General features: G+C 63.8%; 29 protein-coding genes. 7 read left to right on the top strand and 22 right to left on the bottom strand.

Annotated elements, in window-relative coordinates:
* Window positions 1–5 precede the first annotated feature (5 nt).
* From WFR25_RS18470 to WFR25_RS18460, 3 genes are read right to left on the bottom strand one after another with little or no spacing between them, the layout of a single operon-like run.
* Window positions 6–1,430, bottom strand: a complete 1,425-nt coding sequence (locus WFR25_RS18470) for a conjugal transfer protein TraH (RefSeq protein ID WP_336972869.1) — start codon at window positions 1,428–1,430, stop codon at window positions 6–8.
* A 53-nt stretch (window positions 1,431–1,483) separates the two neighbouring features.
* Window positions 1,484–2,059, bottom strand: a complete 576-nt coding sequence (locus tag WFR25_RS18465) for a hypothetical protein (protein ID WP_336974972.1) — start codon at window positions 2,057–2,059, stop codon at window positions 1,484–1,486.
* Window positions 2,059–2,979 carry a conjugal transfer protein TraF gene (locus WFR25_RS18460; RefSeq protein WP_336972867.1) on the bottom strand — a complete coding sequence of 307 codons (921 nt, stop codon included), beginning with the start codon at window positions 2,977–2,979 and terminating at the stop codon, window positions 2,059–2,061. The genes WFR25_RS18465 and WFR25_RS18460 overlap by 1 nt, the downstream gene beginning before the upstream one ends.
* A 42-nt stretch (window positions 2,980–3,021) precedes the next feature.
* Here WFR25_RS18460 and WFR25_RS18455 point away from each other — a divergent pair, with 42 nt between their 5' ends.
* Entirely contained in the window at window positions 3,022–3,324 is a 303-nt protein-coding gene (locus WFR25_RS18455) for a type II toxin-antitoxin system TacA family antitoxin (protein ID WP_048577504.1), read from the top strand.
* A gap of 21 nt (window positions 3,325–3,345) precedes the next feature.
* Window positions 3,346–3,861 (top strand): GNAT family N-acetyltransferase, encoded by a 516-nt coding sequence (locus tag WFR25_RS18450; RefSeq protein ID WP_048577503.1) that lies wholly within the window; start codon window positions 3,346–3,348, stop codon window positions 3,859–3,861.
* Window positions 3,862–3,962: 101 nt separating this feature from the next.
* Here WFR25_RS18450 and WFR25_RS18445 read toward each other — a convergent pair whose 3' ends face one another.
* The 17 genes from WFR25_RS18445 to WFR25_RS18365 form a co-directional block, all read right to left on the bottom strand.
* Entirely contained in the window at window positions 3,963–4,568 is a 606-nt protein-coding gene (locus WFR25_RS18445) for a S26 family signal peptidase (protein WP_043152270.1), read from the bottom strand.
* Window positions 4,540–5,277 (bottom strand): type-F conjugative transfer system pilin assembly protein TrbC, encoded by a 738-nt coding sequence (locus tag WFR25_RS18440; RefSeq protein ID WP_226870291.1) that lies wholly within the window; start codon window positions 5,275–5,277, stop codon window positions 4,540–4,542. Before WFR25_RS18440 ends, WFR25_RS18445 begins: the two co-directional genes overlap by 29 nt.
* Window positions 5,278–5,392: 115 nt before the next feature.
* Window positions 5,393–6,517, bottom strand: coding sequence for a conjugal transfer protein TraN (gene traN / locus WFR25_RS18435; RefSeq protein WP_048577501.1), 1,125 nt, complete (start codon window positions 6,515–6,517; stop codon window positions 5,393–5,395).
* Window positions 6,514–8,370, bottom strand: a complete 1,857-nt coding sequence (locus WFR25_RS18430) for a hypothetical protein (protein ID WP_336972864.1) — start codon at window positions 8,368–8,370, stop codon at window positions 6,514–6,516. The genes traN and WFR25_RS18430 overlap by 4 nt, the downstream gene beginning before the upstream one ends.
* Before the next feature lie 251 nt (window positions 8,371–8,621).
* Window positions 8,622–9,638, bottom strand: coding sequence for a TraU family protein (locus tag WFR25_RS18425; RefSeq protein ID WP_272799475.1), 1,017 nt, complete (start codon window positions 9,636–9,638; stop codon window positions 8,622–8,624).
* The gene (locus tag WFR25_RS18420) at window positions 9,635–10,324 is read right to left on the bottom strand and encodes a conjugal transfer protein TraW (RefSeq protein WP_336972862.1); all 690 of its coding nucleotides are present in this window, start codon (window positions 10,322–10,324) and stop codon (window positions 9,635–9,637) included. The genes WFR25_RS18425 and WFR25_RS18420 overlap by 4 nt, the downstream gene beginning before the upstream one ends.
* The gene (locus tag WFR25_RS18415) at window positions 10,314–10,547 is read right to left on the bottom strand and encodes a hypothetical protein (protein ID WP_048577946.1); all 234 of its coding nucleotides are present in this window, start codon (window positions 10,545–10,547) and stop codon (window positions 10,314–10,316) included. The genes WFR25_RS18420 and WFR25_RS18415 overlap by 11 nt, the downstream gene beginning before the upstream one ends.
* Window positions 10,544–10,870: a hypothetical protein gene (locus tag WFR25_RS18410; RefSeq protein WP_048577945.1), complete on the bottom strand. Its 327-nt coding sequence runs from the start codon at window positions 10,868–10,870 to the stop codon at window positions 10,544–10,546. Before WFR25_RS18410 ends, WFR25_RS18415 begins: the two co-directional genes overlap by 4 nt.
* 5 nt (window positions 10,871–10,875) lie before the next feature.
* Entirely contained in the window at window positions 10,876–13,374 is a 2,499-nt protein-coding gene (locus WFR25_RS18405) for a TraC family protein (RefSeq protein ID WP_336972860.1), read from the bottom strand.
* Window positions 13,371–14,003, bottom strand: coding sequence for a TraV family lipoprotein (locus WFR25_RS18400; RefSeq protein WP_336972859.1), 633 nt, complete (start codon window positions 14,001–14,003; stop codon window positions 13,371–13,373). Before WFR25_RS18400 ends, WFR25_RS18405 begins: the two co-directional genes overlap by 4 nt.
* 35 nt (window positions 14,004–14,038) lie before the next feature.
* On the bottom strand, window positions 14,039–15,334 hold the full coding sequence (locus WFR25_RS18395) for a TraB/VirB10 family protein (RefSeq protein ID WP_336960905.1): 1,296 nt from the start codon (window positions 15,332–15,334) through the stop codon (window positions 14,039–14,041).
* Window positions 15,331–16,119, bottom strand: a complete 789-nt coding sequence (locus tag WFR25_RS18390) for a type-F conjugative transfer system secretin TraK (protein WP_336972857.1) — start codon at window positions 16,117–16,119, stop codon at window positions 15,331–15,333. Before WFR25_RS18390 ends, WFR25_RS18395 begins: the two co-directional genes overlap by 4 nt.
* Window positions 16,109–16,708 (bottom strand): TraE/TraK family type IV conjugative transfer system protein, encoded by a 600-nt coding sequence (locus tag WFR25_RS18385; RefSeq protein ID WP_204369905.1) that lies wholly within the window; start codon window positions 16,706–16,708, stop codon window positions 16,109–16,111. The genes WFR25_RS18390 and WFR25_RS18385 overlap by 11 nt, the downstream gene beginning before the upstream one ends.
* A 41-nt stretch (window positions 16,709–16,749) precedes the next feature.
* Window positions 16,750–17,016: a type IV conjugative transfer system protein TraL gene (locus WFR25_RS18380; RefSeq protein WP_043152464.1), complete on the bottom strand. Its 267-nt coding sequence runs from the start codon at window positions 17,014–17,016 to the stop codon at window positions 16,750–16,752.
* A 107-nt stretch (window positions 17,017–17,123) separates the two neighbouring features.
* The gene (locus tag WFR25_RS18375; protein WP_048577939.1) at window positions 17,124–17,441 is read right to left on the bottom strand and encodes a hypothetical protein; all 318 of its coding nucleotides are present in this window, start codon (window positions 17,439–17,441) and stop codon (window positions 17,124–17,126) included.
* Window positions 17,442–17,629: 188 nt separating this feature from the next.
* Complete coding sequence (locus WFR25_RS18370; protein ID WP_336972855.1) at window positions 17,630–18,394, bottom strand: DsbC family protein; 765 nt, start codon at window positions 18,392–18,394, stop codon at window positions 17,630–17,632.
* The gene (locus WFR25_RS18365; RefSeq protein ID WP_148564816.1) at window positions 18,378–18,695 is read right to left on the bottom strand and encodes a hypothetical protein; all 318 of its coding nucleotides are present in this window, start codon (window positions 18,693–18,695) and stop codon (window positions 18,378–18,380) included. Before WFR25_RS18365 ends, WFR25_RS18370 begins: the two co-directional genes overlap by 17 nt.
* Before the next feature lie 343 nt (window positions 18,696–19,038).
* Between WFR25_RS18365 and WFR25_RS18360 the strand changes: the two genes are divergently transcribed.
* The 5 genes from WFR25_RS18360 to WFR25_RS26655 all read left to right on the top strand — a co-directional run bounded on the left by WFR25_RS18360 (window position 19,039) and on the right by WFR25_RS26655 (window position 21,698).
* Complete coding sequence (locus WFR25_RS18360) at window positions 19,039–19,488, top strand: hypothetical protein (RefSeq protein WP_222887020.1); 450 nt, start codon at window positions 19,039–19,041, stop codon at window positions 19,486–19,488.
* A gap of 112 nt (window positions 19,489–19,600) precedes the next feature.
* Window positions 19,601–20,020 (top strand): helix-turn-helix domain-containing protein, encoded by a 420-nt coding sequence (locus WFR25_RS18355; protein WP_336972852.1) that lies wholly within the window; start codon window positions 19,601–19,603, stop codon window positions 20,018–20,020.
* Window positions 20,017–20,652 (top strand): GntR family transcriptional regulator, encoded by a 636-nt coding sequence (locus WFR25_RS18350; RefSeq protein WP_272799468.1) that lies wholly within the window; start codon window positions 20,017–20,019, stop codon window positions 20,650–20,652. The genes WFR25_RS18355 and WFR25_RS18350 overlap by 4 nt, the downstream gene beginning before the upstream one ends.
* A 179-nt stretch (window positions 20,653–20,831) precedes the next feature.
* Window positions 20,832–20,972, top strand: coding sequence for a benenodin family lasso peptide (locus WFR25_RS18345; RefSeq protein ID WP_148564814.1), 141 nt, complete (start codon window positions 20,832–20,834; stop codon window positions 20,970–20,972).
* Between the two features lie 51 nt (window positions 20,973–21,023).
* The gene (locus WFR25_RS26655) at window positions 21,024–21,698 is read left to right on the top strand and encodes a lasso peptide biosynthesis B2 protein (RefSeq protein ID WP_082166282.1); all 675 of its coding nucleotides are present in this window, start codon (window positions 21,024–21,026) and stop codon (window positions 21,696–21,698) included.
* Window positions 21,699–21,839: 141 nt separating this feature from the next.
* Here WFR25_RS26655 and istB read toward each other — a convergent pair whose 3' ends face one another.
* Window positions 21,840–22,622, bottom strand: coding sequence for an IS21-like element helper ATPase IstB (istB, locus tag WFR25_RS18340; RefSeq protein ID WP_336968219.1), 783 nt, complete (start codon window positions 22,620–22,622; stop codon window positions 21,840–21,842).
* Window positions 22,612–24,135 (bottom strand): IS21 family transposase, encoded by a 1,524-nt coding sequence (gene istA / locus WFR25_RS18335; protein ID WP_336968217.1) that lies wholly within the window; start codon window positions 24,133–24,135, stop codon window positions 22,612–22,614. Before istA ends, istB begins: the two co-directional genes overlap by 11 nt.
* Between the last annotated feature and the right edge of the window lie 49 nt (window positions 24,136–24,184).

Below are 24,184 nucleotides of genomic sequence, written 5' to 3'. Positions count from 1 at the left end.
CGATCCTACTGGTTGCGGGCCGCGGCGCCGGCGGCGTCACGGGCGTCCCGATCGCGCTCGCGCAGGAGCCCGGCATAGTTGGCGGAGAGGTTGGTCTGGTTGAGGGCCGCCATATAGCTCTGGCGCATCTGCGCGCGTTGGCGCAGCACCTCGTCTCTCAAATCCCGTAGCTGCTCGATTCCCTTGGACAATATCCGCGTCTGGCAGACATTGGCGTTGTTGCTGTCGGCCGACCCCGCCACCGTGGCTCCTCGCTCTGCATTGGTCACCGTGAAGTCGATGGTGCGGGTGAGATCGTTGAGCATCTGGTAGGCGAGGGTGAGCGCGACCAGTTCGTCCGTGTCGGCGATCACCGAGTCGACGACGCCCTGGCGCACACCCCATTCGAGCATGCGGTAGACCGGCAGCGTGCGAACATTGGCCACGAACTGCCGCTCCTCGGCCGACAGCGCTGCACGCGTGCGGATCTTTGTGGCGATCGACTGCATGCGCTCGCGCGCCAGAACGAGCGCACCGCGTCCGCTGCCGTCCTGCGCGCAGTCGGCGCCGGTGGGCGGGAAATTGAGCGTGCGGCGCTGGACGCCCCCCGTCAGGAAATCCTGCGCGCTTTCCGTGTCCTGCGCGGGGCATTGGGGGATGGCCGTGAAGAGCGGCACTCGGTCGCCATCGTCCCAGCGCATGTACACGTCGCCGACCCGGGCACGCATCACGCTCGCCCAGTCGCCGGCGCCGACCCGCTGCGCTGCGTGGGCGAGAAGCGAGCCGGTGCGGAAAATGTCCGTCACCTCTGCCGGGCAGTTGGCGAGCGCGTCCTTCAAATCCTCGGTGGGATTGTTGTTGTTGGCCTCGATCTTCTCGCGGCTCTGCTGGTAGCTCTTGGCGAACCCTTGCTTGACCGAGCGATAGCCGGTCATCTCCTCGATGATCCCAGACATATTGTCGTCGCCCTTGGCAATCTGCACCATGCGGTTGGCGAGCCGGCAATCGTTGACCTGGATCGAGTTCAGGAAATTGGTCGCCGCTTCCATCTTCGAGATGATGTTCCCCATCTTCTCGTCGAGCGTCTCGAGGAGATACTGGAACGCGACCGCGGGAGCTGCCTGGAGAATGCTTTCGAGCTTCTGGACGAGATAGTCCGGATCGAGGAACGACATACCGCCAAGGAACATGTCGATCCCGCCGCAGCCGGCGCGGACCTTGGGCAGGCTGACCGACATGAGATAGTCGTTGTGGACATCGACGCGGCCCGACATGCCACCGGCCGTGATGTAGCCCCGCGTCTGGTCCTGGAAGCTGCCCGGCGACGTATAGGTCACATTGTCGAACCAGCTCTCGGCCCAGCTCTGCGCGTGAGCGGGAGCCGCGGCAACGATTGTCGCGAGGGCAAGGGCGATCAGCGAACGGACGATGGCGCGATGGCAAGCGAACATGGCGGACTCCGGACGATTGGGGATGACGAAGGAAGGACCGAGGCCGCCATTGCTCAGCGCCTTCCTGCACGCTTCGCCGACAGCCCCACGATGCCGGTAAACTTGGACATGGCCCGGACGCCGACGTCGGGCCTCACCCCCGTCAGCATCTTCGCGGCCAGATAGAGATTGCGAGCCAGATTGGGCGAATGGTCGGTGCCGATCGCCACCGGCACGACACGCGCATCGTCCGCCATCGGCCGCACCCAGGCGACCGGATGCCCGACCCAGGACAAACCGAGGCGTCCCGACCGGATCATCGCCTCCTGACTGCCGATGGTGCGTACCTGCCAACCATAGCGCGCGCCCAGCGCGGCCAGCTTTGTCCAAAGGTCGCCGCACGGTATGCAGCCGGGGCTTGTCGTCATCTCGATGATGAAGGCGGCGCCATGTCCGCGTAGCGTTGTCGTGAAGTCATCTGGAAAGTCACGCGTGACAGGAACGCGCGAGAGCCAAGCCTGCAGGGTCTTCGCATCGCCGACCGGGTGGATCGCCGCTCGCATCGCGTCCTCGCGGCTGACGGTCTGCGCGGATGCCGAGCCCATGCCGATGACGAGGCCCGGGATGCCGAGGAGGATGAGACCTCGCATCATGGCCTCGGCTCGCTGGAGGTTTTCACGAGATCGCCGCCGAGCGCTCGCGGATCGGTCGCTGATACCGGGCCGTTGCCAAGCGCATCGAAGAAGCCCGCATCCTCCCCCGGACCGGTCATGAACTGTTCCGGCCGGATGTCGCCACGCAGCAGGCGGACCGCTTGATAAGCCATCTGCGCGAGGTTGGGATAAGCCTCGACGCCCGAGGCGATGATCATGCGCTGCTGACTTCCTCGGCGAATGACCATCGTCGTCGGTGTGATCTCGACTCCAAACCGCTCCCTCAGGTCGGGCCGCTTGTCCAGATCCATGGGCGTGACCTGCCAGCCCATCTCTTCCTGGAAGCGCTGGATGATCGGCCACTGGACACGGCAATAGCCGCAGGTCGAACGTGAGAACATGACGAGTGCGAACTCGCCGGCATGGGCGCGCAGATAGGACCGGCGAGTGGCGTCCTTCTCTGCGGTCAGCTCGGAGCGCGCGTCGCCCACCATCGGATTTGCGGACTTCGAGTTGAGTTCGGGATATTGCAGCATCGCGATCTGGGTGACGCCGGCGAACGCTCTTGCCTTGCGCCGCGCAAAATCCTGAAGCCGCCAGAAATCCGCGACGGCATCGACCGTCAGCACCGTTGCTGCATAGTCCCGCTGCTGCTCGATGAGCTTGCGAATCTTCGGCGGCGTCCAGGTGGCCAGCTCCGCCATGGGCGGGATGACCGGCTTCACCAGCACATCCGCTTCATCCGGCTTTTCGGGAGGCGCAGGCAGCGCCTGATACCACCAATAGCCCTGCTTGGACGCCACGGCAGTCGGGCTCGCGCCTTGCGCACTGACTGATTGGGGAACGGCGAAGAAGGCTGCCCCGGCCAAGCCCACGACGACAAGCCGATGACGAGGGAAGTACAAATGTATTGACATTGTCGTGGCAAATCGCCAAATGTCGGCAAGGAGTTTAGCGATATGGCACAGCACGCCCGTTCCGACCGAAGCGCCTCTGCGCGTAAGGACGATGTCATCCAGATCAGGGCTGCAGCCGAGCTCAAGGCGATGCTCAGCCGCGCCGCTTCTCTGCGAGGCCAGAAACTGTCCGAGTTCATGCTTGCGAGCGCGCGGCGGGAAGCCGAGGCCGCCATCCTCGATCAGCGAACCTTCTTTCTGGATGCCGAGCAGCATGAGCAGTTTCTTAGCCTTCTCGATGCGCCGGCCGTGCCGTCGCCTAGCCTTGAAAAGCTGATGAAGCGCGAACCGCTCTGGAATCGATGATCGGACGCGTCGCTCATTTCCATGTCCACGCGCCGTGTTACGCCGCCTGAGCGATTGAACTTCGACCATGATGTCGATGCGTTCCGCAATGGACGGCACGCCTCGCTCGATCTTTGGCTCAACGAGCGCGCACTCGCCAGTGAAGGCGCTTCGGCCCGCACCTACGTAGTGTGCGGTGCTGACCGGCCCAGTCAAGTTGTGGGCTATTATACGATCACGACCGCGATGGAGGAGCGTGCGGCGCTGCCCACGGCAAAGCTGCGAAAGGGCATGCCGGACAAGGTGCCTCTCCTTCTCATCGCAAGGCTGGCCGTCGATTCCGCCTTCCAGGGGCTTGGCTTGGGTCCCGATCTGCTCGCCGACGCGCTCCGCCGCTGCGCGGCCGCCTCGGAGATCGCCGGCGTTCGCGCCGTCATCGTACACGCGATCGACGACGATGCCGTGGGCTTTTACGAACGGCATGGTTTCATCGCCTCGCCGTTGGGAGAGCGCGTTCTCCTGATGCCCATCGAGGCCGTCCGGGCCTTGCAAGACTGACGACACCCCGCATTGCGCAGGGGCGATCACAGCCTCCTGAAGATCGCCAGAGTCACTCCGCTGCGGGATGTGCTCGGCGAGCGTCCGTTGATCGCGCGCGGTCACAGGATGCGCTCCATGCGGGTGAGACGCGCGATCGGGAGGAGTCCGAAATAACGGCTGTCGAATCCGCGCGGATGCGTCGAACCCACATAGACCATGCCGGGCGGAATGATTCCGCTCCAGCTCATATGCTCGAGCTTCATCCCGTTATGGGCTTGCGGAAGGCTCACGCCGAGGAGCACGCCGTTGCAATAATAATGACCGTCTCTGCTACGAGGGATGAGGGGCGAGGGGGTCTCGAACATCGTCAGCCGGTCGCCGGCCATGCAGAGTGCATGCTTGGTGACGGACACCGGCTTTGGCCCGGCGATCGGGTGATGAAGCGTGAACATGACATAGTCGCCGCGTGCAATCGGCCCCGGGCTCTTGTGCACCGCGAAAGCCTCGATCGACGGCGACATGACCAGAGTGACCTGCGGGACGACGAGCGCCGCGAACAGCGCAGGGGGCAGGACGACCAGCATTGCCAGCCACAGGCGTTCGGGTCGCGCCGGTGCGTCAGGGCCGGGTGCGCCCAGCGCCACCGCCGCTTTGCGCGGCAATCGGCGCAGACGCGGCCACAGGCCGGCGATCGCCCTAGCGAGCGCGAGCAAGAGCCTGAGCATGGCTCACCTCCTCCTTCCCCCCGAGACGGGCATATTCTTCGAACATTCCCGAAAGCGCGCTGTCGCCGAAGACGACATGGGTCGCGCGGGGGCTTTCCTCGTCGCGCTCGCAATAGGCCTGGGTCGGATCGCCCGGAATCATCGCGAGCGCCGGAACCTGGGCGATCCCATGTTGGCGAAACACGATCGGATCGATGATGATCTGCACGTCGCGCATCACGCAGTTCGGGCCCTCGCAACCCGGGTCAAGCCTAAGGATTTGCGCCGTCAGCTTCGCCATCGGGCCCATCTTCCTGAGACCGCCGGGCACCCCGCGGAATGCCATGACGCCTCGAACCTTTTCGAGCTGGACGGCATAATTGCGCAGTGTCGAAATCGGCATGGACGAGGACACAAACAGGACCGGCACCCATCCCGCTGCGGCCACCGGCGGCGCAGCTTTGGCGAGCGCCAGCTCTTCCGCCGGCTCTAGCCCGAGCGCCCGACGCAGCGCCTTGGCCTGCCGCTCACGCTCGGCCGCGAGACTTGCCTCGCCGCGCGCCTGCGCTGCGCGAGCGCGTGCTTCCATGTCCGGCTCGGCAAGTCGCTTGTGCAGGCCGTCGAACGCGCGCCTTCGGTCGGCGGGATCGTCGGTCCGCGGAAGCCTGGGATCGGGAAGTTGCGCCGCATCGTTCTTGCCGCGGGAGACCGCGCGCTCCAGCCGGTTCATGCTCGCTTGGCCTTGGTCCGCGGCGGACTGCCTCGCAGCGCCGCGAGGGGCGTCACTCGCGACGCTCTGCGCGAGCGCGGCCGTCGCCACGCCCAACAGCAGGCCCATGCAGGCGCTATGGATTGACCGCTTTGAGATACGCATCGATGCGCTCCCCCATGTCGATTTGGATTTCGGATTGGGCGCGGGCTTCGATGTCCGCATAATATTCGGAGAGATCCATCTTGCTGAAATCGAGCGCCTGGAACTCCTCCGGCGTGAACCCGCGGCACATCGGCTTCTTGGCCGTGCCCCACAGGTTGCCGTTGAAGGCCTTGAGCTGGGGACGGCCCTGTTCCTGGATGATTCGGCCGAGCTTGGTGTTGAAGCAGCAATGGCCACGGGCCTTCTGCAGGCAGACGCCAAGGAAGCTCGAGGTGCAGTAGCTGCCGATCTCGTGGCACATGCCTGACGAGCGCAGCATCGCCGTCTCCATGTCCTGCTGGTCGCAGCCGGAAAACAGGAACTCCATCATGAAGTTGATCGCCAGGCTGACGGCGATCGAGGTGGGGTCGAGACCCACGATCAACGCATTGGCGCCGGCACTCGCGGCCTGGCTCGCGGTCGCACCGGCCTTGAAGGCGACATAGGCAGCCTTCATGCCCGTGAACACGCCCTTCGCGACCGCGATCTTGGTACCGATCGACGAGATGGAAGAACCCATCCCGTCCTTCACGATCTTGCCCTTGTCCTTGCAGCAGTTCGCGAAGGTGGTCGAAAGCCCGGCGGGCCGGCACCGCACTCCGCGTCCCGAGAATATCTCGATCTTTCCCAGGCAATTGCCGTCGGCATCGACGCCGCCGTCCGGCGCGGTGCCTGGATCGTCCATCGGCGGCTCATCCACGATGGGATTGGTCGCGAGATCGGCACACTGATTGGGCGAGCAGGCCGGCGCGCCACCCTCAGTCTTTACGAGGCAAGCATATTGCGGGCCGACCGGGCAGCTATATTGGCCCATCGCATCCGCGACGCAGGCGACCTCCTGGATCGGGCAAGCCCAAGCGCCGCTGGTGGTGGAACGGCAGCTCGCCTGCTCACCTTCATCGGCCGCATCGCCGTTATTGTTGAGATCCGCCGCGCAGATCTGCTGCGCCCTGGCGGCACTGGGGCAGACGAGAACGAAACCAATGCCGAGCACCAGCGCGAGCGCGGCGCCGCGCGGATCGAGATACCAATATCTCGTTGTCGGGAGGCCGTTCATTGCACGCTCCCCGTGCAGACCATGTCGGCGCCGGCGAGGCGCACGGTCTGCATCATCACGACCGCTTCGGGAAAATCGTCGAGGCAACCGCAGGCGGAGACGACCTCCTCACCGGGGCCTGCCGGGCATTGATTGTCCGCAGTGCAGGCGTGGAAGAAGGTATCGTAGCCGGTCGGCACATTCTGTTTCGCACCCACGACGCCATCGGGCGCCGCCTCGCTGTTGGCCTTGGCCGCGCGGGTCTTGCACACGGGCTCGCAGGCCGCGACCGAGCCCCGGTCGGGAAGGCTGAAGGCGCGCGTCGATGTCGCATAGCTTCCGTCGCTCTGGCGCGTCCGGTCGGCCAGCATCGTCGCGGTCGAATGGTCGATGATATAGGCGCCGCGGCTCGTGTCGGGCTTCGCGATGTCATCGACCGCGCAGCGATAGGTGCGGTCCTTCAGGAAGAAGTCGCGCGTGAGTTGTGTCGGGCAGCTCGGCCCGCCCAATATACGGGTCTGGGGGAGGGGGCGTAGCCCGGTCACGACGCCGTTGATCCAGGTCTGGACACCATCGACCAGCTCGCTGTCGAGTTTGCATTGCGGATCGGAAGCGATCGCGCCGCAACCATCGACGACCTGCTCCAGCGTCTTGCAGCTGTTGTCGACGTCGACATGGACCTGCGCGAAGCCTTCGCCGCCCTCCGCGACCGCGACGCGCAGCCAGATCTCATGATCGCCTGCGGTAAGATAAGGCCGCAGATCGAGGTTCGGATAGGCGTAGAAGGTTTTCTTGAGTTCGCATTTGCCCGGAGGAAGGCCAAGGCTAGTCCAAGCGGAGGGGCCCGAGCCGATGAACTGCCCATCGATCCGCACCTGCGCCCAATCGTCGGCAAAGAACTGAGCAAGCCGCGCGCCGACGATGCGGTCCGGGTCGTTCACATGCAACGTCATGCGGAAGTCGATGAGCGTGCAGCTTCCGCCGGCGAGGCTGTTATCCGCCGGTGAGCCCATCAGGAAATCGAAGGACGAGCCGTTCTGTATCGTGGAATAGCCGCCCGAGGTTCGGCTGATGATATCCTCCGCGCCGGGCTTCAACACGGTCACCCGCCGCTCGATCGAGCAATGGCTAAATGCAAGCGCCGTGCCGGAGCCGATCGCCGACCCCTTGAGCGCCTGGAACACGGTATTGCCGGTGGACGCGGCATAGGCGTCCGACGCGATCGTCGCGGGATTGGCGCGATAGGCGGTCTGGGGAAGGTCGGGATTGGCGGAGCAGGCGGTCGACCTGGCGCCCACATAGCGGATGGAGGGGCCGTCGATCACAGCCTCGGCAACGCCGTAGCGCGGGTCGGCGGTGGTGAGCGCGCCAATCATCCCGCCGCCAAGGTCGCGCAGCACCGAGGCCATATTGCCCCAGGCGAGGTTGGTGCCGCAGCTATTGTTGAGGCAATAGCATCCGGCGAGCTTGGGCATGTCGACCGAGGTCAGCTTGAGCGCTCGCCCCCCGTCGACATCCCAGCGGAAGAAGCTGCACCCATTCCAGGTGCCGGGCTGGCAGGAGACGATCCCGTTCGCGCAAATGCCCGATACCGGGACGGGAAGGTTCGCCGTGCTGTCGACCGTTCCGTCGAGATCGGTATCGCGGGCGATCGTGACCTTGCCGAGATCGCCAGTCCCTGCCGGTTGCACCAGCACCTCCAGCATCGACGCGGTTTTCTGGCAGGCGATGTTGGGCGCGAACGTGCGACTGTTGTCGACCGTCGAAATCTGCTGCCCAGCCAGGCCCGGCGTCACATAATTTTGCTGAAGCGCGTCGCTATCGCCGCTCTTTGCGCGCGACGCTTCGGCTGCGGCCCGGGCGCGCTCTTCCATCGTCTGCGCCGCCGCGGGCGCGGTGAGCGGGATGGCCAGCGCGGTCGCTAGGACGGAACAGGCGGAGAGGAAGCGCCGATCCCATCGGGGGAGCGTTGCGGCCGCGCTGGCCGGGGGTGGAGCGGCGCCGCCAGGGGGGCATGGCGACGCCGCTCCGGTTCCGCACGGAAGCCATCGGCCGTAGGGGCCTTGGCGAACAGACCTCCGGAATGGACGGCTGTCTCGCGCGGAACACGGCGGAAGCGACCTGTTCATGGCACGGGTATCCCGGCGCAGCAGATCACCTTTTCGAAGAGCATGAACTGGGCGTTGTCCTTGCCCGGCGCGTGCTTGGCTGAAGACCAGAGCGCGCCGGGCCTGCCGATATTGACGCACTTGCCGCCCTTCACCGGCTCCACGATCTGGAGCTTGTAGCGGGACTTGGTCCAGACGGGCTGGGGGATGAAGGAGCAGCCGTCCGCCGAACTGATGGTGAGCGCGCCCAGCCGCCCCATCATGAAGACCCCGCGCGCCGCGAGCCCCGCCCAGGCCTCGACGCTGTCGTCGAAATGGATGTCGCCGGCGATCGGATAGGTCGCGCCCCAAGAGCCCATGCACCAGAACAAGGGGTCGATCACCTTGCCCGCCGCTGCCGCGGCGCTGTCGCCCATGCAGGCGAGACCGGCGGCGGGATTGCCGAAAAGAATGCCTTCGGGCTGGATGATCGCGCCGAGCGTGCCCGACTGCCAGGTCGGCAGAACCTCGGTGATCATGGCGACGTCGAAGCCGTCATTCTCGAGGCACGGCAGGTCGGTGAACATGTCGAGCATCGCCCAGACCGGCGAGATGTAATAGTGCATCTGCGCGAACATCTTGCGGGTGTTTGTCCCGTCCGAAATCGACGACTGGCTGCCTTGCAGCTTGCCGCCGGTCGGCAGGAGATCGGCGCCAAGCGCCATCATGCAGCCGGGTTCGGTCACGATGTCGACCATCCGGTTCGGCGACCAATAGGAGACCTTGACACCGAACCAGAACTGGAGACCCTTGCGGCAGGCGCACAGAGGCTTGGACGAGGATTGTGCGTCAAGCGCCTTGTCGAGCTTGTCGAAACTCCCCACCCGGATGCCGCCGACCGTGATCGGAAAGATGCAGGTCCAGCGCACCTTGGTGATGGGGTTGAAGACCGTGCCGGCCTCGCATTTGGAGGCATGGGCCTGACTCGGCCAGGCGAGCGTCATCAGCAACCCGATGACGAGGCCCGCGACGAAGACGGGAAGACGCCCGATCATCGCGTCGCTCCTTTCGCCGCGGTCGCGGCAGCCCGGCTCTTGGGCCCATATTCGGTGAGGACGAGGCGCGTGCCGGACTGCTCGACGATGACCGGAGCCACGGTGAGTCCCAGACGCTGCTTGACCCGCTCCTCGAGAATGTAGATCGGGCGGCCGGTCTTTTCGCTCAGATCGATCGCGTCGCCATTCTGTGCCCCAAGCGCGGCGAGCAGGATGAAGTCGCTCGCCCGGGCACTACGGAGCGCCCAGCCAAGGTCTTGGCGATGCACGACGACAAGGCGCTGCGGCAGCTTCACATAGGTCAGCGGGTTGAAGGCGAAGCCCTTCGGGTAGAGCGTCTTGCCGCCCGGGAGCGTGATGTCGAAGTCGAGCGTGTAGAAGGGGACGACGCTGCGCACGCGATCGGCGCCGGCGACGCCGAGCGGCGCCGCCTTCAGAGCGCTCCATTTGTCGCGCGGGCCGAACGCCTTGCTCATGTCGCTGGGCAGAGTCGCGACCTTGGCCTCGATCTCGGCGAGCGCGTCGGGCTCCGCGATCGGCCAGGTTCGCCCGATCGTGCTGCGCGATTGGGCGCTGCCCGCGATCGGCGCGGCCGCAGGCAGCGTTGCCGCGACGGCCAGCATGCTGCCCGTGACGAGCACAAGAAGAGGACCGCGACGAACACGGCGGAGCGGATCAGCGGCCATGGCGCTGCCTCCAATGCCTCTCGGGAGGCTCGGGAATGCCGATGAGGGCCGCGACGAAGGCGGAAAATGCGAGCGGCGTCAGAATCCCGATCAGCGTGCCGGCATCGCCGCCGAGCGACGGCGACACGAGCAGCATCGTGCTCTGGACAGCCAAGAGCAGGAAGCCGCTGACGGTGAGCCGGATCGCCGATTGTGATGGCGCGGAAGAGGTAAGGCCGTTCATTTGCCCCTTCTCCTGCGCAGGCGGCTCATGACCCTCGCGGTGCCCGCCGACAGGCTGAGCAAAAGGAGACCGGTCGCCAGGCACGACGCGGCAATGATGAGCGAAGCGCGGAGCACCATCATCGTCGGCTGCTTGAGCAACAGCCCGGCGACGAGCACCAGCAGACCCATCATCGCCGTCTCGATCATCACGAGCCGGAAGCGCCACTGGAAGGATTCCGCTTCGAACCGTTCGGCGAGGCGCTGCTCGACAATTATCTCGATGGCTTCGTTGTCGGACCAATTGAGCGGCAATTGATCGGGGTGCGGAGTATGGCGTCCCATGACCCTCATACCCCCACGAGGCCGGACACGGCCGGCGTACCCAGGATTTCCGAGGGGTCGACACCGGCCAGGCGGCACACGGCTTCGAGCGGCGAGAGGCCCTGGCGCATCAGCGCCTCGAACGCAGCCACCTCGTCGGGCGCGGACGTGTTGATCCAGTAGGAGAAGGGATCGACCACGAGCCGGGCGATGCCAAGACCCAGGGGCGAGTCGATGAACACCTCGCTGTAGTTGGGCTTCGAGTTGCGGACCGACTTCAGGAGATCGAGGACGAACCCCGAATAGTCGAGGATCTTGTTGTCAACCGCCCGATCATAGGTCGAGCCCTGAAGCAGGAACCGCGTCGCGGCATTTTCGAGGATGACCTGACCCGTCCCGCCGAACAGCGTCAGGTCGTTCATCGACTGCAGCACGATGCCGAACGAACCGCGATATTTGCGCGCGCGCCGATAGCCCTGGCCGAATGCCTCGGCGAGGCGCGAGAGATCCTGCCCGTCAGTCCGGGTCATGAACTGCGCGGCTTCGTCGCATAGCACGAAGCGGGGACGGTCGCGCGCGGACAGGTAGAGTTCCTGCGTGACCGCGTTCACCACCACCATGACGATGACGTTGAAGAGGTCGGGCATCGCTTTGAGGCGCTCGAGCTCGAGCACCACGAATTCGTCATTGCGGATGTCGAGGGTCGACGGCCCGTTGAAATAATGGCCATAGGCGCCGCCCGAGCCGAAATCCCGCAGATTGAAAGCCAGCTCGCGTGACGTCGGCACGAGGTGATCGACGCGGTCGAGATCGGTCTCGACGAGTGAGGGATAGGTGCCGAGCCACTCGCGCACGGCATCAATGCCATGATCGGCCCTCCCTGTGTCGATCGTCCATTGAACGGCGGACTTGAGGAGGTTCCATTCCGAGGTGGTGACGCCCTTGCGCGTCGAGGCGTTGGCCATCTCGGCGACGATGGCGACCGCCATGGTGATGGCCGACTGCTTGTCGTCGCCGTCGAGCGCCAGCCCCATGTCGAAGGGGTTGAGAACCAGATGCTCTTCGCCGATGTCGATATAGCGGCCCGAGCAGAGCGTGCAGAGTTTCCGGTAGCTGCCGCCGATATCGATGATACGGATGAGCGCGCCGCAGGCATAATATTGCTGGCAGAGATTGTTGAGCAGGAAGCTCTTGCCCGCTCCGCTCTCCGCCGAGACGATGAAATTGTAGTTATTGATCCTGGGGTCGAAAAGATCGAGCGTGACAAGCTGGCCCTTGCGCCCCGTGTAGAGAAGCGCCGGACGCCCGCCGCCGCGAAAGTCGGTCTGGATCGGCGCCAGCATTACCGCCGCTTTGACCGGCATGCGGAAGTCGCGCTCGAGCAGGCGCAGCGTCGCGCGGTCGGGATAGAGCCCGAACGGCAGGCTCATCACCAGCAGGGTCGGGTTGAGATAGCTCTCCTCCTGCATCGAGAAGGGCAGGGGTTCGCCCTCCCATAGTCGCTTGGCGCGCGCGGCGAGATCGCGGGCATGGGCACGGTCGCGACCGAACACCCAGATGGTGGGAATGACCCGGACGAACTTGCTGTTCCCCGCCTCGTCGAGGATCCAGCCGATCTCCTCGATCTGCTTGCCGACCTCGACGGCGAAACTGCCCGCCGCCTTCTGCGCCGAGAGGATCTGCGCCCGTTTGTGGATCTCGAATTGGGAATGATCGAACAGGATATTGAGCGTATAGAGGAAGGGGCCGCCGATCTGGTCGCTATCCTCCGAGGCGCCGCGCATCCCGCCCATCAGACGGTTGGCGCGCTCCGCGGTGATGCGCCGGGCCGGCGCCTTGGGCGTCAGGCAGCGTGCAACCTGGTTGCCGAGGAAAACCTCCGCGCCCTCGAACACGAGATCGGGGCCTGCATCGATGATCTGCTTGGCGATCGGCGGCGCGCCTGTCGCAGTGCCGTCGGCGAAGACGCCAGGGGCCTGCGTCGCGACGCCGTTGAAGACGCGCCGGTAGAAGGCGACCATCTCCTCTGGCGGGAGCCGGCGGATGCCGAGCTTTGACAATTGTTCCTCGACCTGCCGACGCAGATCCTCGCCCAGCGGCCGGCGTGTCTTGATCGACAGCAGCGTGCGGAAATTGCGGACCGGGATGCCGTGCAGGGCCTTCAGGCCATGACGCCCTTCGCTGAGATACGCGTGGGTGTGACGCGCGGAGGCCTGAATGAGCGGATCGTCGCGGGTCTTCAGATCGAGAAACGCGTCGAGGGCGTCGTCGATCAGCGGATCCGCGAAGGTATGGAGCTGCAGGACTGTCCCGTCGGGGAAGTGGATATTGAGCAACCCCTGCAGCGCACTCTGGACATGCGCGAACATATAGGCGGTGGGCACCAGCTCCCAGGCATGGCCCCAAGTGTCGTCGATACAGAGAAACGCGTTGGTTTCCTCCTCCCAGGCCACAAGCGGCAGATAGTCGGAGAAGCTGTCGCGCCGCACGGCATTGCGCAGCCGGCTAAAAGTCAGGCCACTCATGCCTGCGGCGCCGGCGGCACGATGGCCGGTGCGGGTGGAGTCGTCCCTGCCGGTGCGGGCTCGCCATCGGGTGCGGCGATATCACGCACCTGGCCGAGGATCGGTGTCTGAGCCGCACGATCCGGTGCGGCGACAAGTGCGCCGCCCACGACCCAGACCGGCTTGTCGACCACCGAATAAACATAGCGCGGCATGTAGAGCCGATCCGGGCGCTGCCGATCGGCATAGGGAAGGATTAGCGTCCGGACGGTCTGCGCGGGCTTGAGCATCGGCGTGACCGGCGCTTCGATCAGGCCTTTCAGCTCACGATAAACACTGTCGCGATAGCTGCCATAGGCGTTGCCCGCGCTTCCTCCGCGCGATCGGGAAACCGCTCGGTCGGCGTCCTGCCCGCGCAGCATGGCACGGTCATTGGTAACCTTGGGGTCCGACTTCGAGGTGACGCCGGCAACCGCATCCGCATAGGCCCGATCGGGATGGATGCATTGGCCGTGGTCGCTGTTCTTGCAGTCGAACTTCTCCGAATAGGGCGACATCATCGAGCCGACCGTCGCGCATCCGCTCAAGCCCGCGAGCAGGCTGAGCGAGAGCAGAGACCGATGGAGAGACTGGTGGGCCAGCGAGAGCATGGCGGAACCTCCTGTAAGATGGGGGGAGCGTCGCATCAGAATTTGGCTCCGACCGACGGCTTGATCTCGAGGGCGAGGCCTTCCTGGATGACGACCACGACATCCTTGGCCGCGCCGACTTCGACCACCGGGCCGGCCTGGCGGGCGAGATCGAGATAAAAATCGGTGAGCTTGTCCGACGATTTGGAGAGCCCGCCGGCAACGCCCGACTTGACGGCATCGCCCGCGTCGAGACTGCGCACGCTGCCAAGCGCCGAGGTCGAGAGGCTCCCGAACGTACCTTCGACCGACTGCGAAATGCCGGCGATCGTCCCGGCGATGAACGAGCGCGCGAGCGTCGCGCCGGCGCGGGTCACGACCTTCCCGGACAGCCCCTTCTTTCCATCGGCATCGACGAAGAAGCCCTTGATCGCCTGGTCGACCACCGCGTGGCTCTCGAAATCGACGCACGAGATCGAGACGAGCTGGATCTCGACCCGCTCCTTGGCGAGGCTGCCGGTCGCGTTGCCGATGACGAAGCAGCCGGCGAGATTGGCCTTCACCTCATTCGGAAGCACGGCGGGCGCCTGGACCCGGGCGATGATCGGCTCGGGATTACTGGTCGCGTCCCGGCTTGCCAGCGCGTCGATACCGGTCAGCAGCCGCGCCTTCATGAAACCAGGTGGCAAATAGATCGTCCGCTTCCCTTTTTTTGACGCGGCCCCGCCGCCCGCGCCTCCCTCCGCCGCTTGCGTGGCGGTCGCCGCGCCGATCGCGCCAACCTGCCGTTCCGTGGGCGGCGCGGGTGGTGCCGCCGGAGCAGTAGGCGGCGCAGGGATTTCGTCGGCTGCGCCCCTGGCGTCGGGAGGAGCGGGCGGGTAGGCGGGGGCCTCGCCGGGTAGGGCAGGCGGAAGGTCTCCGTCGCCGCTCGCGCTTTGGGCGTGGCCGGTGTCGGCGGCGCCCGGGACCACCTTGCCTTCCTCGATCGCAGTCACCCGGTCTCCGAGCAGCGTCTGTCCGTCGAGGATCTTCTGGAGATCGCCGCGCAGCTTCACCTCGAGGCTGTCGCCGCGAAGACCCGCGCCCATGTCGAGATTGGAAGCCTGGGGCGCCTTGGGCGCCTCCTTCTGGCCGCTGGTGCTCGCCGTGTAGAGACCGAGGCCAAGCAGTGCGATCGTCGATACGACACCCAGTTGCTTGGCGCGTAACTTCTGGTTGGAACTGAGCTTCGACCACTGCGCCGGCAGATCGAGCAGAGCCGGGCGCGGGAGATTCGCCGTCTCGTTGACGTCGCCACCCTGACGGGCCGACGGGCCAGCCTCTCCCTGAGGTTTCTCTTCGGGCGCTGTCATGGCTGGACACTCCGGCGAACGACGATCAGCCGAGCCGTCTCATTGGGACCCAGCGTCAGTCGGTCGATCGTGATGGCAAAGATGTCGGCCCCAAGCGCCGTATCGAGGAAGTCGCGTTCATCAAGCGTGATCGCGACGCTGGTGCGGACCAGATATTCACTGACCGAAAGCCCGGCGCCCTCGACTTCGAGACGCCGCCGTTCACTGAGCGACGCCGTGGGAAGGTCGGCAAGGGTGAGCCTGTCGTGGGACGGTGCCACCTCGGAGAACGACGCGGGCACCCGGTCCTGCAGGATCGCGAGCGCAATCCCGACAGCCCGCTCTTCCTCCACTAACGGGCCCAGAAGCGCATCATTGGCGCGCGCGCGCTGTGCCCCGCCGGGGACCAGCGTCACGGTCTGGGCCGGAATGTCGGCGGGCTCGGTGTAGAGCGGATAGATTGCGCCGTTGCACGAGACGAAGAATTCGGACGGTGTCGTCACATAGGTGCGCGTCTTCATGTCGCCTGGCGCCGCGCCCGGATCTTCGGTTTCGAGGACGAGGAACTTGATCCATGCGTCAGATCCACCGCGTTCGACCGCGAGGCCCTTCTCGGCCGAGAATTTGACGTCCTCGATGTCGCCGCCGACGCACACGACATGATTGACGTCGCGATTGGAGAGCCGGATGCGACTCGTCTGATCGGGCAGTGCCGCGATCGACTGGGCGAATGCGGGAACGCAAGCGGGAAGGGACGCGACGAACGCCCCCGCGAGGCAAGCGAGCCTCGCGCGGTTACCGGACATCGGCACTGAAATTCTCCTCCTGGAGGGCAGTCAGCCAGAAGCGGCCGTTCTCGAGCGCGTAGCGAATGCGCAGATTGCCGCGGAACTTGCGGATGACGCCGCCGATCACACGGACCTTTTCGACGGGCACGAGGATTTCGCTGCCCGTCCATGTGACGGGCTGGTCGCCGCGGATATAGGTCGCGATCGAGAGCGTCGGATTGTTGCCAAGCTCATCGAGCAGCCGGTTCAGACTGTCGCGCAGGCCATTATACGCGCTGGGATGCGCGATCCGCAGCAGTTCCTGGAACTGCCGGTCCGCCGAATAAGCGGAATAGGTGCCGGCGAGGCCCACGATGTTGAACGTGATCGAGCGGAGATAGCTCTCCGACGGTTTGTTCCCCGTCACATAGAGGTCGCCGTCTGCGCCGAAGGGCACGATCACGGTGCGCGTGTTCTGATTCGAGGTGTAGATGAGCGTGCCGAGCACCGCGGTGATGCCGAACAAGCCGGCGATCGCCACCTTGAGCAGCCGGTTCTCCTCGAACAGGTTGGCCGATCCCTGCAGATAGCGATGCAGGTGCCAGCTCGGGCGCGTGTCGCCGATCATGTCGGCCGCTGCCTTGCGTCGGAATGGATGTGCCATCTCGCCTACTCGAAGAAGCGGGTCTGGGTCGGACCCGGATAGTTGCGGAAGCGGGCAAGGCCCCATCGCCAGGCCAGGTGCGGGATGAAGCCGCGCGGCTTGGTCCGCTTCCAGGGAATGAAGAGGAGAAGAGCGCCGATGAGCGACCAGCCGATGATTCCGCCGACGATGACCGCGACGAAGATCACGCTCATCACGACGATGAACTCCTGACTGTCAAACCAGAGGATCTGGACCGGCCGGTGCAGGAACTGCGGAAGTCGTTCGTCCACGCCCTTCTCCCTTGCTTCACCACGCTGCTGAGCGTGGTCTTCGGAAGGCGACCATCACCTTCCGTTCCGGTGGACGGGCGCCGGCGGACCGGCCACCCGACCTGTCTTCAGATCAGCATGCCGAAGGTCTGGAGGATCGAATCCGCCTTGATGAGGCAGACCGCCGCCACGATCGTCGGGATGCCGATCATGATGTTCGAAAAGAGCCGCGAGACGCCGAACAGGAAGGCGGCAACGCCACCCACGAAGCCGAGCGGTCCCTTCACGCCCTGGTTCACGACGATGTCGTAAATATCGTAACCAAGGTCGCCGGCGGCCGGCGCCTGGAAGGCGTGGGCGACGCTCGTGCCGGCGATCGCGGCCAGAAGGAAAAGGACGGCCGCGTCGATCGTGCGGAACGTCCTTCCCCGAAGTAAAGTCAACATATTCAGTCTCCTTGTGGTCACCAGAGCCGTCCAGATCATGCTTGCCGGTACCGATCGGTGGTCGTGTCCGGCCGGCGGCTTCGCTGGACGGCCCTTGGAGGCGCGCTGCCGCCGGCATCCCGGTCCCTCGTCGGCACTGCATTCGCCGCGCTCGTGCGAGATCCGCCAAAGTCGTCGGGGCCGCCCCTTCAGGGACTGGGCTTGGGTCTCCGGCTTTCGGTCTCGAGGAACGCTTCGAGTTCGGCCTGCTGGAAGCCCGAAACGAGTTTGCCGTTGACGAAGAGCGTCGGCGTGCCTGAGACGCCCATCTTGCGGACGGTTTCGGCGTCGCGGGCGACCTTCTCGGCGCCGGGACGGCATTTGTGCAGCGTGGCAGGCTGAGCACCGGAGTAGACGGATTTGAAGGCCGCTTGGCTGTCCGGGGAACAGAGGATATGCTCGGCTTTCGCTGCCGCCTGCGGGTGAATACCGCTCACGAAGTAGACGAGGCGCTGGACTGGTTTCCCCTCGGCTTCCTTGGCCAGCCAGAAGCGTTCGAGCGCCTGGCAATAGGGACAGTCGGGATCGGTGAACTCTATGACCTTGGGCGCGCCTGCAGGCCCTATCACAAGGGCCTCTGCGGGATTGATCGCGCTGAGGCGCTTCCTGGCGCTCGCATCCTGCGCCAGCGCTGTCAGGTTGACCCCGTTCTTGTCGTAGATCGCCGCAAAGAGCAGATGCTGGCTCTCCGGCGCGAAATAGATGACTCGTCCACCGGCAATAGCCTGATATATCGGACCACTGACAGGCGCCGGACCGAAGTCCTCGAAGGTCAGATTGGTGAAGGTCTGGCGCAATTGACGCTGAGCCTCCGCGGCCGCCGCCGTGAGCGGCTCGGCGCTGTTCTCTTGCGCATAGGCGGGAGCCGACGCGCAAAGTAGCGCAGCCAGGATCAGTTTACCGCTGCGGGACATCGGAGGACTCCGGACGAACGAGGGAGGTGCGCGCGAAAATTCGCCTGTCGAGAGTGAGCGAGTTTCCGAGCTTGATCGCCGCCGACAGAGGCGCCGGTGTCGCCGCAGGGGGAGGCGGGACAGAGTCGGCCTTTTCGCGGATCGAAAAGCCGGTCTCGCCCTGGACGACCGCGAGTTGGGCGGTACGGGCGCAAGGATAGGCTTCCGCGTCGGGACGATAGCTCTGGCCGCTGGCGGGATTGGCGCCGATGACATGCAGAAGGACTGCTGCAAGCATGGGCGGGGAGCATGGAAAGTCCATGGCACGCGTCTCCTCATGGCGCCGCAAGGCGCTCGGGTCTGGGGTTTGGATGGTCCGGACGGTGGAGCTGGAGTTAGGTTCTAGACCTCCCCCAATCCGGTGCGTTCACAGCAATGGCGGTCTCGAACGACTGCCGCAATAGGCAGGGCACTGAAGTGCCGAAGCGGCGCAACAAAGAAGAGATAGAGCAGAACGGATCGATGAAGTCGAGGAATGTCGAGACGATCAGATTTGGCGTAAAGCGGCACTATAATGCCGCTTTTGCCTCCGTTCGTCTTGCAAAAGCACCTGTTCGGGTTCGCGAACGGGTGCCGGCGCACTAGTCAGGCAGGAGAGACAGGCAATGGGTCGAGCACGACGCAGCTTCAAACTCCGGCTTTCATCCGCAGGCCTTGACGTCCTGATCGATTCCCACTGCCATCTGATTCGCGTTACGCGCTCGCTGATCGCCTGGGGAACCACGCTTCACGTGGCGATCGAACATCTGAATACCCTACCACCCAGCATAATTGCCGACCAACTGAAGGAGCCGGAACTCGCCGGCTTTGGTGGAAGTGAGGAGCATCATGTCGGGGCGTCGCACCAACTCTGGAATATCGCCACAAGCATTACCGAACGCGTCCAGGGTCACATGGCGGAAGGCCGGGCGCCGACCCTCGGCATGATCTACATCCTGGCGCTCCGGCAGATCACCACGGCCGACCAGTCGGCGCTGTTGCGCGCGTTTGATCGCGCTCTACAATCGGGAGCCAGAACGCCTGCTATCCGGGATACCCATGATCTTGCTGGATAAATCCCGACAAGTTGGCCGAGGTTCCATATTGACACTAGTGGTAAGTACACCTTAGCGTTCGACCTTATGGAAATGCCTTGGCGGGCGGAATCTCCCGTAAGGAGACGCGGATATGTCGCATTTGATAGCGACTTCCGTTGCTGAAAGTCCGATCCTGTATGTGAAGGTGCAATCGGGGCGGCAAATTGAAGAGGCACGGAAGAAACGGCGCCTGACGCAGCGCGATCTGGCTCGCGAGCTCGGCATGGGTGTGCGTTGGCTTCGTGAAATCGAAGCCGGCAATCCCCGTTCGCGGCTCGATGATCATCTTGTCTGCGCCTACAAACTGGAGCTCTCGACCGGCCACATCCTCATTCCTCTGCTCTTCGCGGGGCAGAAGATGTGCTTTCCACGGCAGTTGGCAATGGGAGACCTCAGCGATCTTGAGCGCATGTGCATCGAGATGATTGCGCAGCGAAATTTGGATCACCTGACCCAGGCTCTCACCCCGGCGTGGGCGAGTCCTCCGGTCCCGGCAGGAGCCGGACTATGATGTCGGCAATGGACCCTCCATTGCAGGAGCGTGTATATCTTGGGCTGAAGGCCGACTACCTGGCCGGTCAGTTCGTTCCGGGCAAACGGATCGACATCCAGGACCTCGCCAACCGGCATCACTCAAGCAAGACCCCCGTTCGCGAGGCTGCCTTTATCCTCGTCGGCGAGGGGATTTTCATGCACCATGCAGATGGGGGATTCTTGGTTCCGATCATCGAGCCAGCCGAGCTCATTGAGCTCCTCGAGTGGCATATGCAGCTGATAATGGCGTGTATCTCGGGTCTGAGAGAACCTGCGCTGCGACGTGCCCTTCAGCAATATTCCAACATGGTCGAGGATTCCTCCGCGGTGGCTTTCGCGTCGCGAACAATGGAAATCTTTACATCACTGGCTGATGCAGGAGGAAATAACCAAGCATCAATCCATGTCCGTCGATTGAACGAACGACTCCACTACGCGAGAATTGCAGATGCCGTCGAACCGAAGATTGCCGAAAGGGAACTTTCGACTCTCACGCGCCCTCAAGTCGCGGATTTTCAAAAAGCTTTGCGAAGGAGAATAGAAGCCTACCACTTGAGGAAAATATGCCGTCAACAGCATATTATCCAAATGGGGCAGGCATCAGAATAACTAAATAAATTCAGTCATTTAATAAAGGAGTCCCAGTGGCCGCTGGTCGCGAACGACCTCTCCGCCGTCTACCGCAGAATATCGCGCCAACCTGTCGCGATATATTCGCACCACGTGAGTTCAGAATGGCACTACTCTAAATTGCCGCCATTCACGCGGCAGTTGATGAGGAGTGTGTCATGGAACGGAATGACGATCACAACATCGATGCGCTGATCGATCTCGGCGTCGCGACCGAAGCCACCAAGGGCGGCCAGTCGGTCATCTTCGATAACCAGAACGGTCGGGATCTGACCGGCCCCGGGATCGCCGACGACTGAAACGATGCGGACGCACGCCCCACAGTGTGCGTCCGCTACCGGAGAAGGCACATGGACTTCACAATCCGAGAGAACATCTATTGCTGCAGTTGCACGGGGCGCATTATTCTCTTGGATACTCAGGCCGATAGGTATTTCATGCTTCCCGAGGAAGTTGGCTCGGCATTTCTCAGACTGTGGAATTGCGAGCCTGCAGAAGAACGAGATCAACTCGACCTCGGGCGCCTGAGATCAACGGGTGTCGTGGTGACCGATTGCACAGCACCACGTGGCGGTCGCCGTCCCTCCACGATTGTACCAGCTAGCTCTGAACTCATCGCGCTCGAACCAATGCGACGTCATCGGGTCGATGCTGCTCGCGCTGCAGTCTATCAGCTAAAGGCCTGGCTGGGGATTCGCACGCGACCTATGGTAGAGGTCCTTGCCGATCTTCTGGGACCAACACCTTCTCAGCTTCCTGATAGGAGCGAGGCAGCCGATGCACGGTTGACACGCATCGCGACGGCATTTCGGGCTACCGCCGGGATATTTAGGCAGCGGGACCAATGTCTGCCTCGATCAATTGCTTTCACGCGGATGTGTAAGGCAAGTGGCGTGAGGGCTACCCTCGTAATCGGGGTGACTCTGGATCCATTCTCGGCGCACGCATGGGTTCAATCCAGCGGTCTCGTTCTCAACGATACGTTGGAACGGGTTCGCTGCTTCACGCCGATATTTGCAGCCTGATGGCGTTGCAGTATCTCATATTGGTTGCCCGAGCCGGAGTTCTTGACAAAGGGATGGTGTTGATTGCCGTTGAGAAGTGACCCGGGGTTTTCATCGAGAAGTGACCCACCTTGCGATTATGTTTCGGATGTCACCGTTGGGTCAAGATGAGGTTTTCTCCTTTCGCGCTGTGGGCTGCTGAGCAGAGCTGTTTTTGAACCGGAAGCTGTCGTTGCCGGTTTCAAGGATGTGGCAGTGATGGGTCAGCCGATCGAGCAGCGCTGTGGTCATCTTGGCATCACCGAACACGGTGGCCCATTCACTGAAGCTGAGGTTGGTGGTGATGATGACGCTGGTGCGCTCGTAAAGTTTGCTGAGCAGATGGAACAGCAATGCACCGCCTGAGGCGCTGAACGGCAGATAGCCGAGCTCATCGAGGATCACGAGATCGGCGTGGGCGAGCCTTCCGGCGACCTGGCCTGCCTTGCCCTGGGCCTTCTCCTGTTCGAGCGCATTAACCAACTCGACGGTGGAGAAGAACCGCACCCGTTTTCGATGATGCTCGATGGCCTGAACGCCCAGCGCTGTCGCGATGTGGGTCTTGCCGGTGCCGGGGCCGCCGACCAGCACGATGTTGTCGGCAACGTCGATAAACTCACAGCGGTGAAGCTGGCGCACCAGCGCTTCGTTGATCTCACTGCTGGCGAAGTCGAAGCCTGCCAGGTCGCGATAGGCCGGGAACCGCGCAGCCTTGAGTTGATAGGATACCGATCGCACCTCTCGTTCAGCAGTCTCCGCCTTCAGGAGCTGGGACAGGATCGGGATGGCGGCATCGAACGCCGGTGCACCCTGTTCCATGAGATCGGTAACGGCCTGCGCCATGCCGTGCATCTTGAGGCTGCGCAGCATGACGATAATAGCGCCGCTGGCGGGATCATGACGCATGGCGGCTCTCCCGACGCAGAGCGTCATAGCGCTCGACATTGGCCATCGGCTCGCTGACCAGTCTCAGCGCCTGTGGCGCCGTGACCGGCGGCGTTGTCAGCGGCTTGCCGTCGAGCAGACGGTGCAGGAGGTTGAGGATATGGGTCTTGGTTGGAACGCCCCCCTCCAACGCCATCGTGACGGCCGTCAGCACGGTCTGCTCGTCATGATGCAGCACCAGGGCCAGGATCTCGACCATCTCCCTGTCACCGCCAGGAGACCGCAACAGATGCCGCTGCAGCCGCTGGAAGGGATCAGGCAGTTCAAGGAACGGCGCCCCATTGCGCAGGGCACCTGGCTTGCGCTGCACCACCGCCAGATAATGGCGCCAGTCATAGACGGTGCGCCCCGGCCCATCGTGGGATCGTTCGATGATACGCTGGTGTTCGCACAGCAACTGTCCCTCGGCGACCACCAGGAAGCGGTCGGGATAGACGCGCAGGCTGACGGGGCGGTTGGCGAACGACGCCGGCACGCTGTAGCGGTTGCGCTCGAGATGGACGAGGCAGGTCGGTGAGACCCGCTTGCCATACTCGACAAAGCCATCGAACGCCCTGCCTGTCGGCATCAGGCTCGCCACCTCATCCGCCCAGGCATCAGCGACAGACCCGGGCTCGATTCCGTGCGGAATATCCTGCCATAGCGCCTTGCAGCGCTCCTCCAGCCAGATGTTCAAAGCGTCGAGGCTCTGAGTCTGGGGGACAGGCTGCCACAGGCGATGCCGTGCATCCTGCACGTTCTTCTCGACCTGGCCCTTCTCCCACCCAGCGGCCGGATTACAGAACTCGGCCTCGAACAGATAATGGCTCACCATCGTCAGGAAGCGGGCGTTGACGGTCCGGCTCTTGCCGCGCCCGACCTTGTCGACGGCAGTCCTCATGTTGTCGTAGATGCCGCGTCGCGGCACGCCGCCCAGCACGCGGAACGCATGATTATGGGCGTCGAACAGCATCTCGTGGGTCTGCAGTAGATAGGCCCGCACAAAGAAGGCGCGACTGTAGCTGAGCTTGAAGTGCGCGACCTGCAGCTTGGTGCGCACGCCATCGATGATCGCCCAGTCCTCGCTCCAGTCGAACTGGAACGCCTCACCCGGTGCGAAGGACAACGGCACGAAGGTGCCTCTGCCGCTCATCTGCTGCTGGCGGCGATAATCATCACGCCAGTCCCGGGCAAAGGCCGCGACACGGCCATAGGAACCGTCAAAGCCGAGGCTCACCAGATCGGCATACAACTGCTTGACCGTGCGCTTCTGCTTGCGCGGACGGCCCATCTCCCGCCTCAGCCAGGCTGTCAGCCGCTCGACGAACGGGTCCAGCTTGCTCGGTCGCTCCGGCACCTTGAACTGCGGCTCGATCGTGTCCGACCGCAGATATTTACGAACGGTGTTGCGGGAAAGACCGGTGCGCCTGGCTATCTCCCGGATCGATAGATGATCGCGGTAATGCCACCGCCGGATAACGCTCAATAATGCCATGTCCAACACTCCATGGTCCCCCGCTCGTCAAAGCCAGGGACGTGTTCAA

This window comes from Sphingobium aromaticiconvertens, from assembly GCF_037154075.1.
Lineage (GTDB): Bacteria > Pseudomonadota > Alphaproteobacteria > Sphingomonadales > Sphingomonadaceae > Sphingobium > Sphingobium aromaticiconvertens.
The sequence above is the reverse complement of the archived record's forward strand: the minus strand, read 5'-3'. Positions and strand labels throughout refer to the sequence as shown.

Coding starts and splice junctions, on each gene's coding strand:
- WFR25_RS18415 (WP_048577946.1), bottom strand. CDS start 10,547: ATGAACGGCCTTACCTCTTCCGCGCCATCACAATCGGCGATCCGGCTC.
- WFR25_RS18385 (WP_204369905.1), bottom strand. CDS start 16,708: ATGATCGGCGACACGCGCCCGAGCTGGCACCTGCATCGCTATCTGCAG.
- WFR25_RS18455 (WP_048577504.1), top strand. CDS start 3,022: ATGGCACAGCACGCCCGTTCCGACCGAAGCGCCTCTGCGCGTAAGGAC.
- WFR25_RS18365 (WP_148564816.1), bottom strand. CDS start 18,695: ATGGACTTTCCATGCTCCCCGCCCATGCTTGCAGCAGTCCTTCTGCAT.
- WFR25_RS18390 (WP_336972857.1), bottom strand. CDS start 16,119: ATGTCCGGTAACCGCGCGAGGCTCGCTTGCCTCGCGGGGGCGTTCGTC.
- WFR25_RS18405 (WP_336972860.1), bottom strand. CDS start 13,374: ATGAGTGGCCTGACTTTTAGCCGGCTGCGCAATGCCGTGCGGCGCGAC.
- WFR25_RS18410 (WP_048577945.1), bottom strand. CDS start 10,870: ATGGGACGCCATACTCCGCACCCCGATCAATTGCCGCTCAATTGGTCC.
- WFR25_RS18360 (WP_222887020.1), top strand. CDS start 19,039: ATGGGTCGAGCACGACGCAGCTTCAAACTCCGGCTTTCATCCGCAGGC.
- WFR25_RS18430 (WP_336972864.1), bottom strand. CDS start 8,370: ATGGAAGAGCGCGCCCGGGCCGCAGCCGAAGCGTCGCGCGCAAAGAGC.
- istB (WP_336968219.1), bottom strand. CDS start 22,622: ATGCGTCATGATCCCGCCAGCGGCGCTATTATCGTCATGCTGCGCAGC.
- WFR25_RS18425 (WP_272799475.1), bottom strand. CDS start 9,638: ATGATCGGGCGTCTTCCCGTCTTCGTCGCGGGCCTCGTCATCGGGTTG.
- WFR25_RS18350 (WP_272799468.1), top strand. CDS start 20,017: ATGATGTCGGCAATGGACCCTCCATTGCAGGAGCGTGTATATCTTGGG.
- WFR25_RS18370 (WP_336972855.1), bottom strand. CDS start 18,394: ATGTCCCGCAGCGGTAAACTGATCCTGGCTGCGCTACTTTGCGCGTCG.
- WFR25_RS18450 (WP_048577503.1), top strand. CDS start 3,346: ATGTCCACGCGCCGTGTTACGCCGCCTGAGCGATTGAACTTCGACCAT.
- WFR25_RS18465 (WP_336974972.1), bottom strand. CDS start 2,059: ATGCGAGGTCTCATCCTCCTCGGCATCCCGGGCCTCGTCATCGGCATG.
- WFR25_RS26655 (WP_082166282.1), top strand. CDS start 21,024: ATGGACTTCACAATCCGAGAGAACATCTATTGCTGCAGTTGCACGGGG.
- WFR25_RS18400 (WP_336972859.1), bottom strand. CDS start 14,003: ATGCTCTCGCTGGCCCACCAGTCTCTCCATCGGTCTCTGCTCTCGCTC.
- istA (WP_336968217.1), bottom strand. CDS start 24,135: ATGGCATTATTGAGCGTTATCCGGCGGTGGCATTACCGCGATCATCTA.
- traN (WP_048577501.1), bottom strand. CDS start 6,517: ATGAACGGCCTCCCGACAACGAGATATTGGTATCTCGATCCGCGCGGC.
- WFR25_RS18395 (WP_336960905.1), bottom strand. CDS start 15,334: ATGACAGCGCCCGAAGAGAAACCTCAGGGAGAGGCTGGCCCGTCGGCC.
- WFR25_RS18470 (WP_336972869.1), bottom strand. CDS start 1,430: ATGTTCGCTTGCCATCGCGCCATCGTCCGTTCGCTGATCGCCCTTGCC.
- WFR25_RS18440 (WP_226870291.1), bottom strand. CDS start 5,277: ATGAACCGGCTGGAGCGCGCGGTCTCCCGCGGCAAGAACGATGCGGCG.
- WFR25_RS18445 (WP_043152270.1), bottom strand. CDS start 4,568: ATGCTCAGGCTCTTGCTCGCGCTCGCTAGGGCGATCGCCGGCCTGTGG.
- WFR25_RS18375 (WP_048577939.1), bottom strand. CDS start 17,441: ATGTTGACTTTACTTCGGGGAAGGACGTTCCGCACGATCGACGCGGCC.
- WFR25_RS18355 (WP_336972852.1), top strand. CDS start 19,601: ATGTCGCATTTGATAGCGACTTCCGTTGCTGAAAGTCCGATCCTGTAT.
- WFR25_RS18420 (WP_336972862.1), bottom strand. CDS start 10,324: ATGGCCGCTGATCCGCTCCGCCGTGTTCGTCGCGGTCCTCTTCTTGTG.
- WFR25_RS18460 (WP_336972867.1), bottom strand. CDS start 2,979: ATGTCAATACATTTGTACTTCCCTCGTCATCGGCTTGTCGTCGTGGGC.
- WFR25_RS18345 (WP_148564814.1), top strand. CDS start 20,832: ATGGAACGGAATGACGATCACAACATCGATGCGCTGATCGATCTCGGC.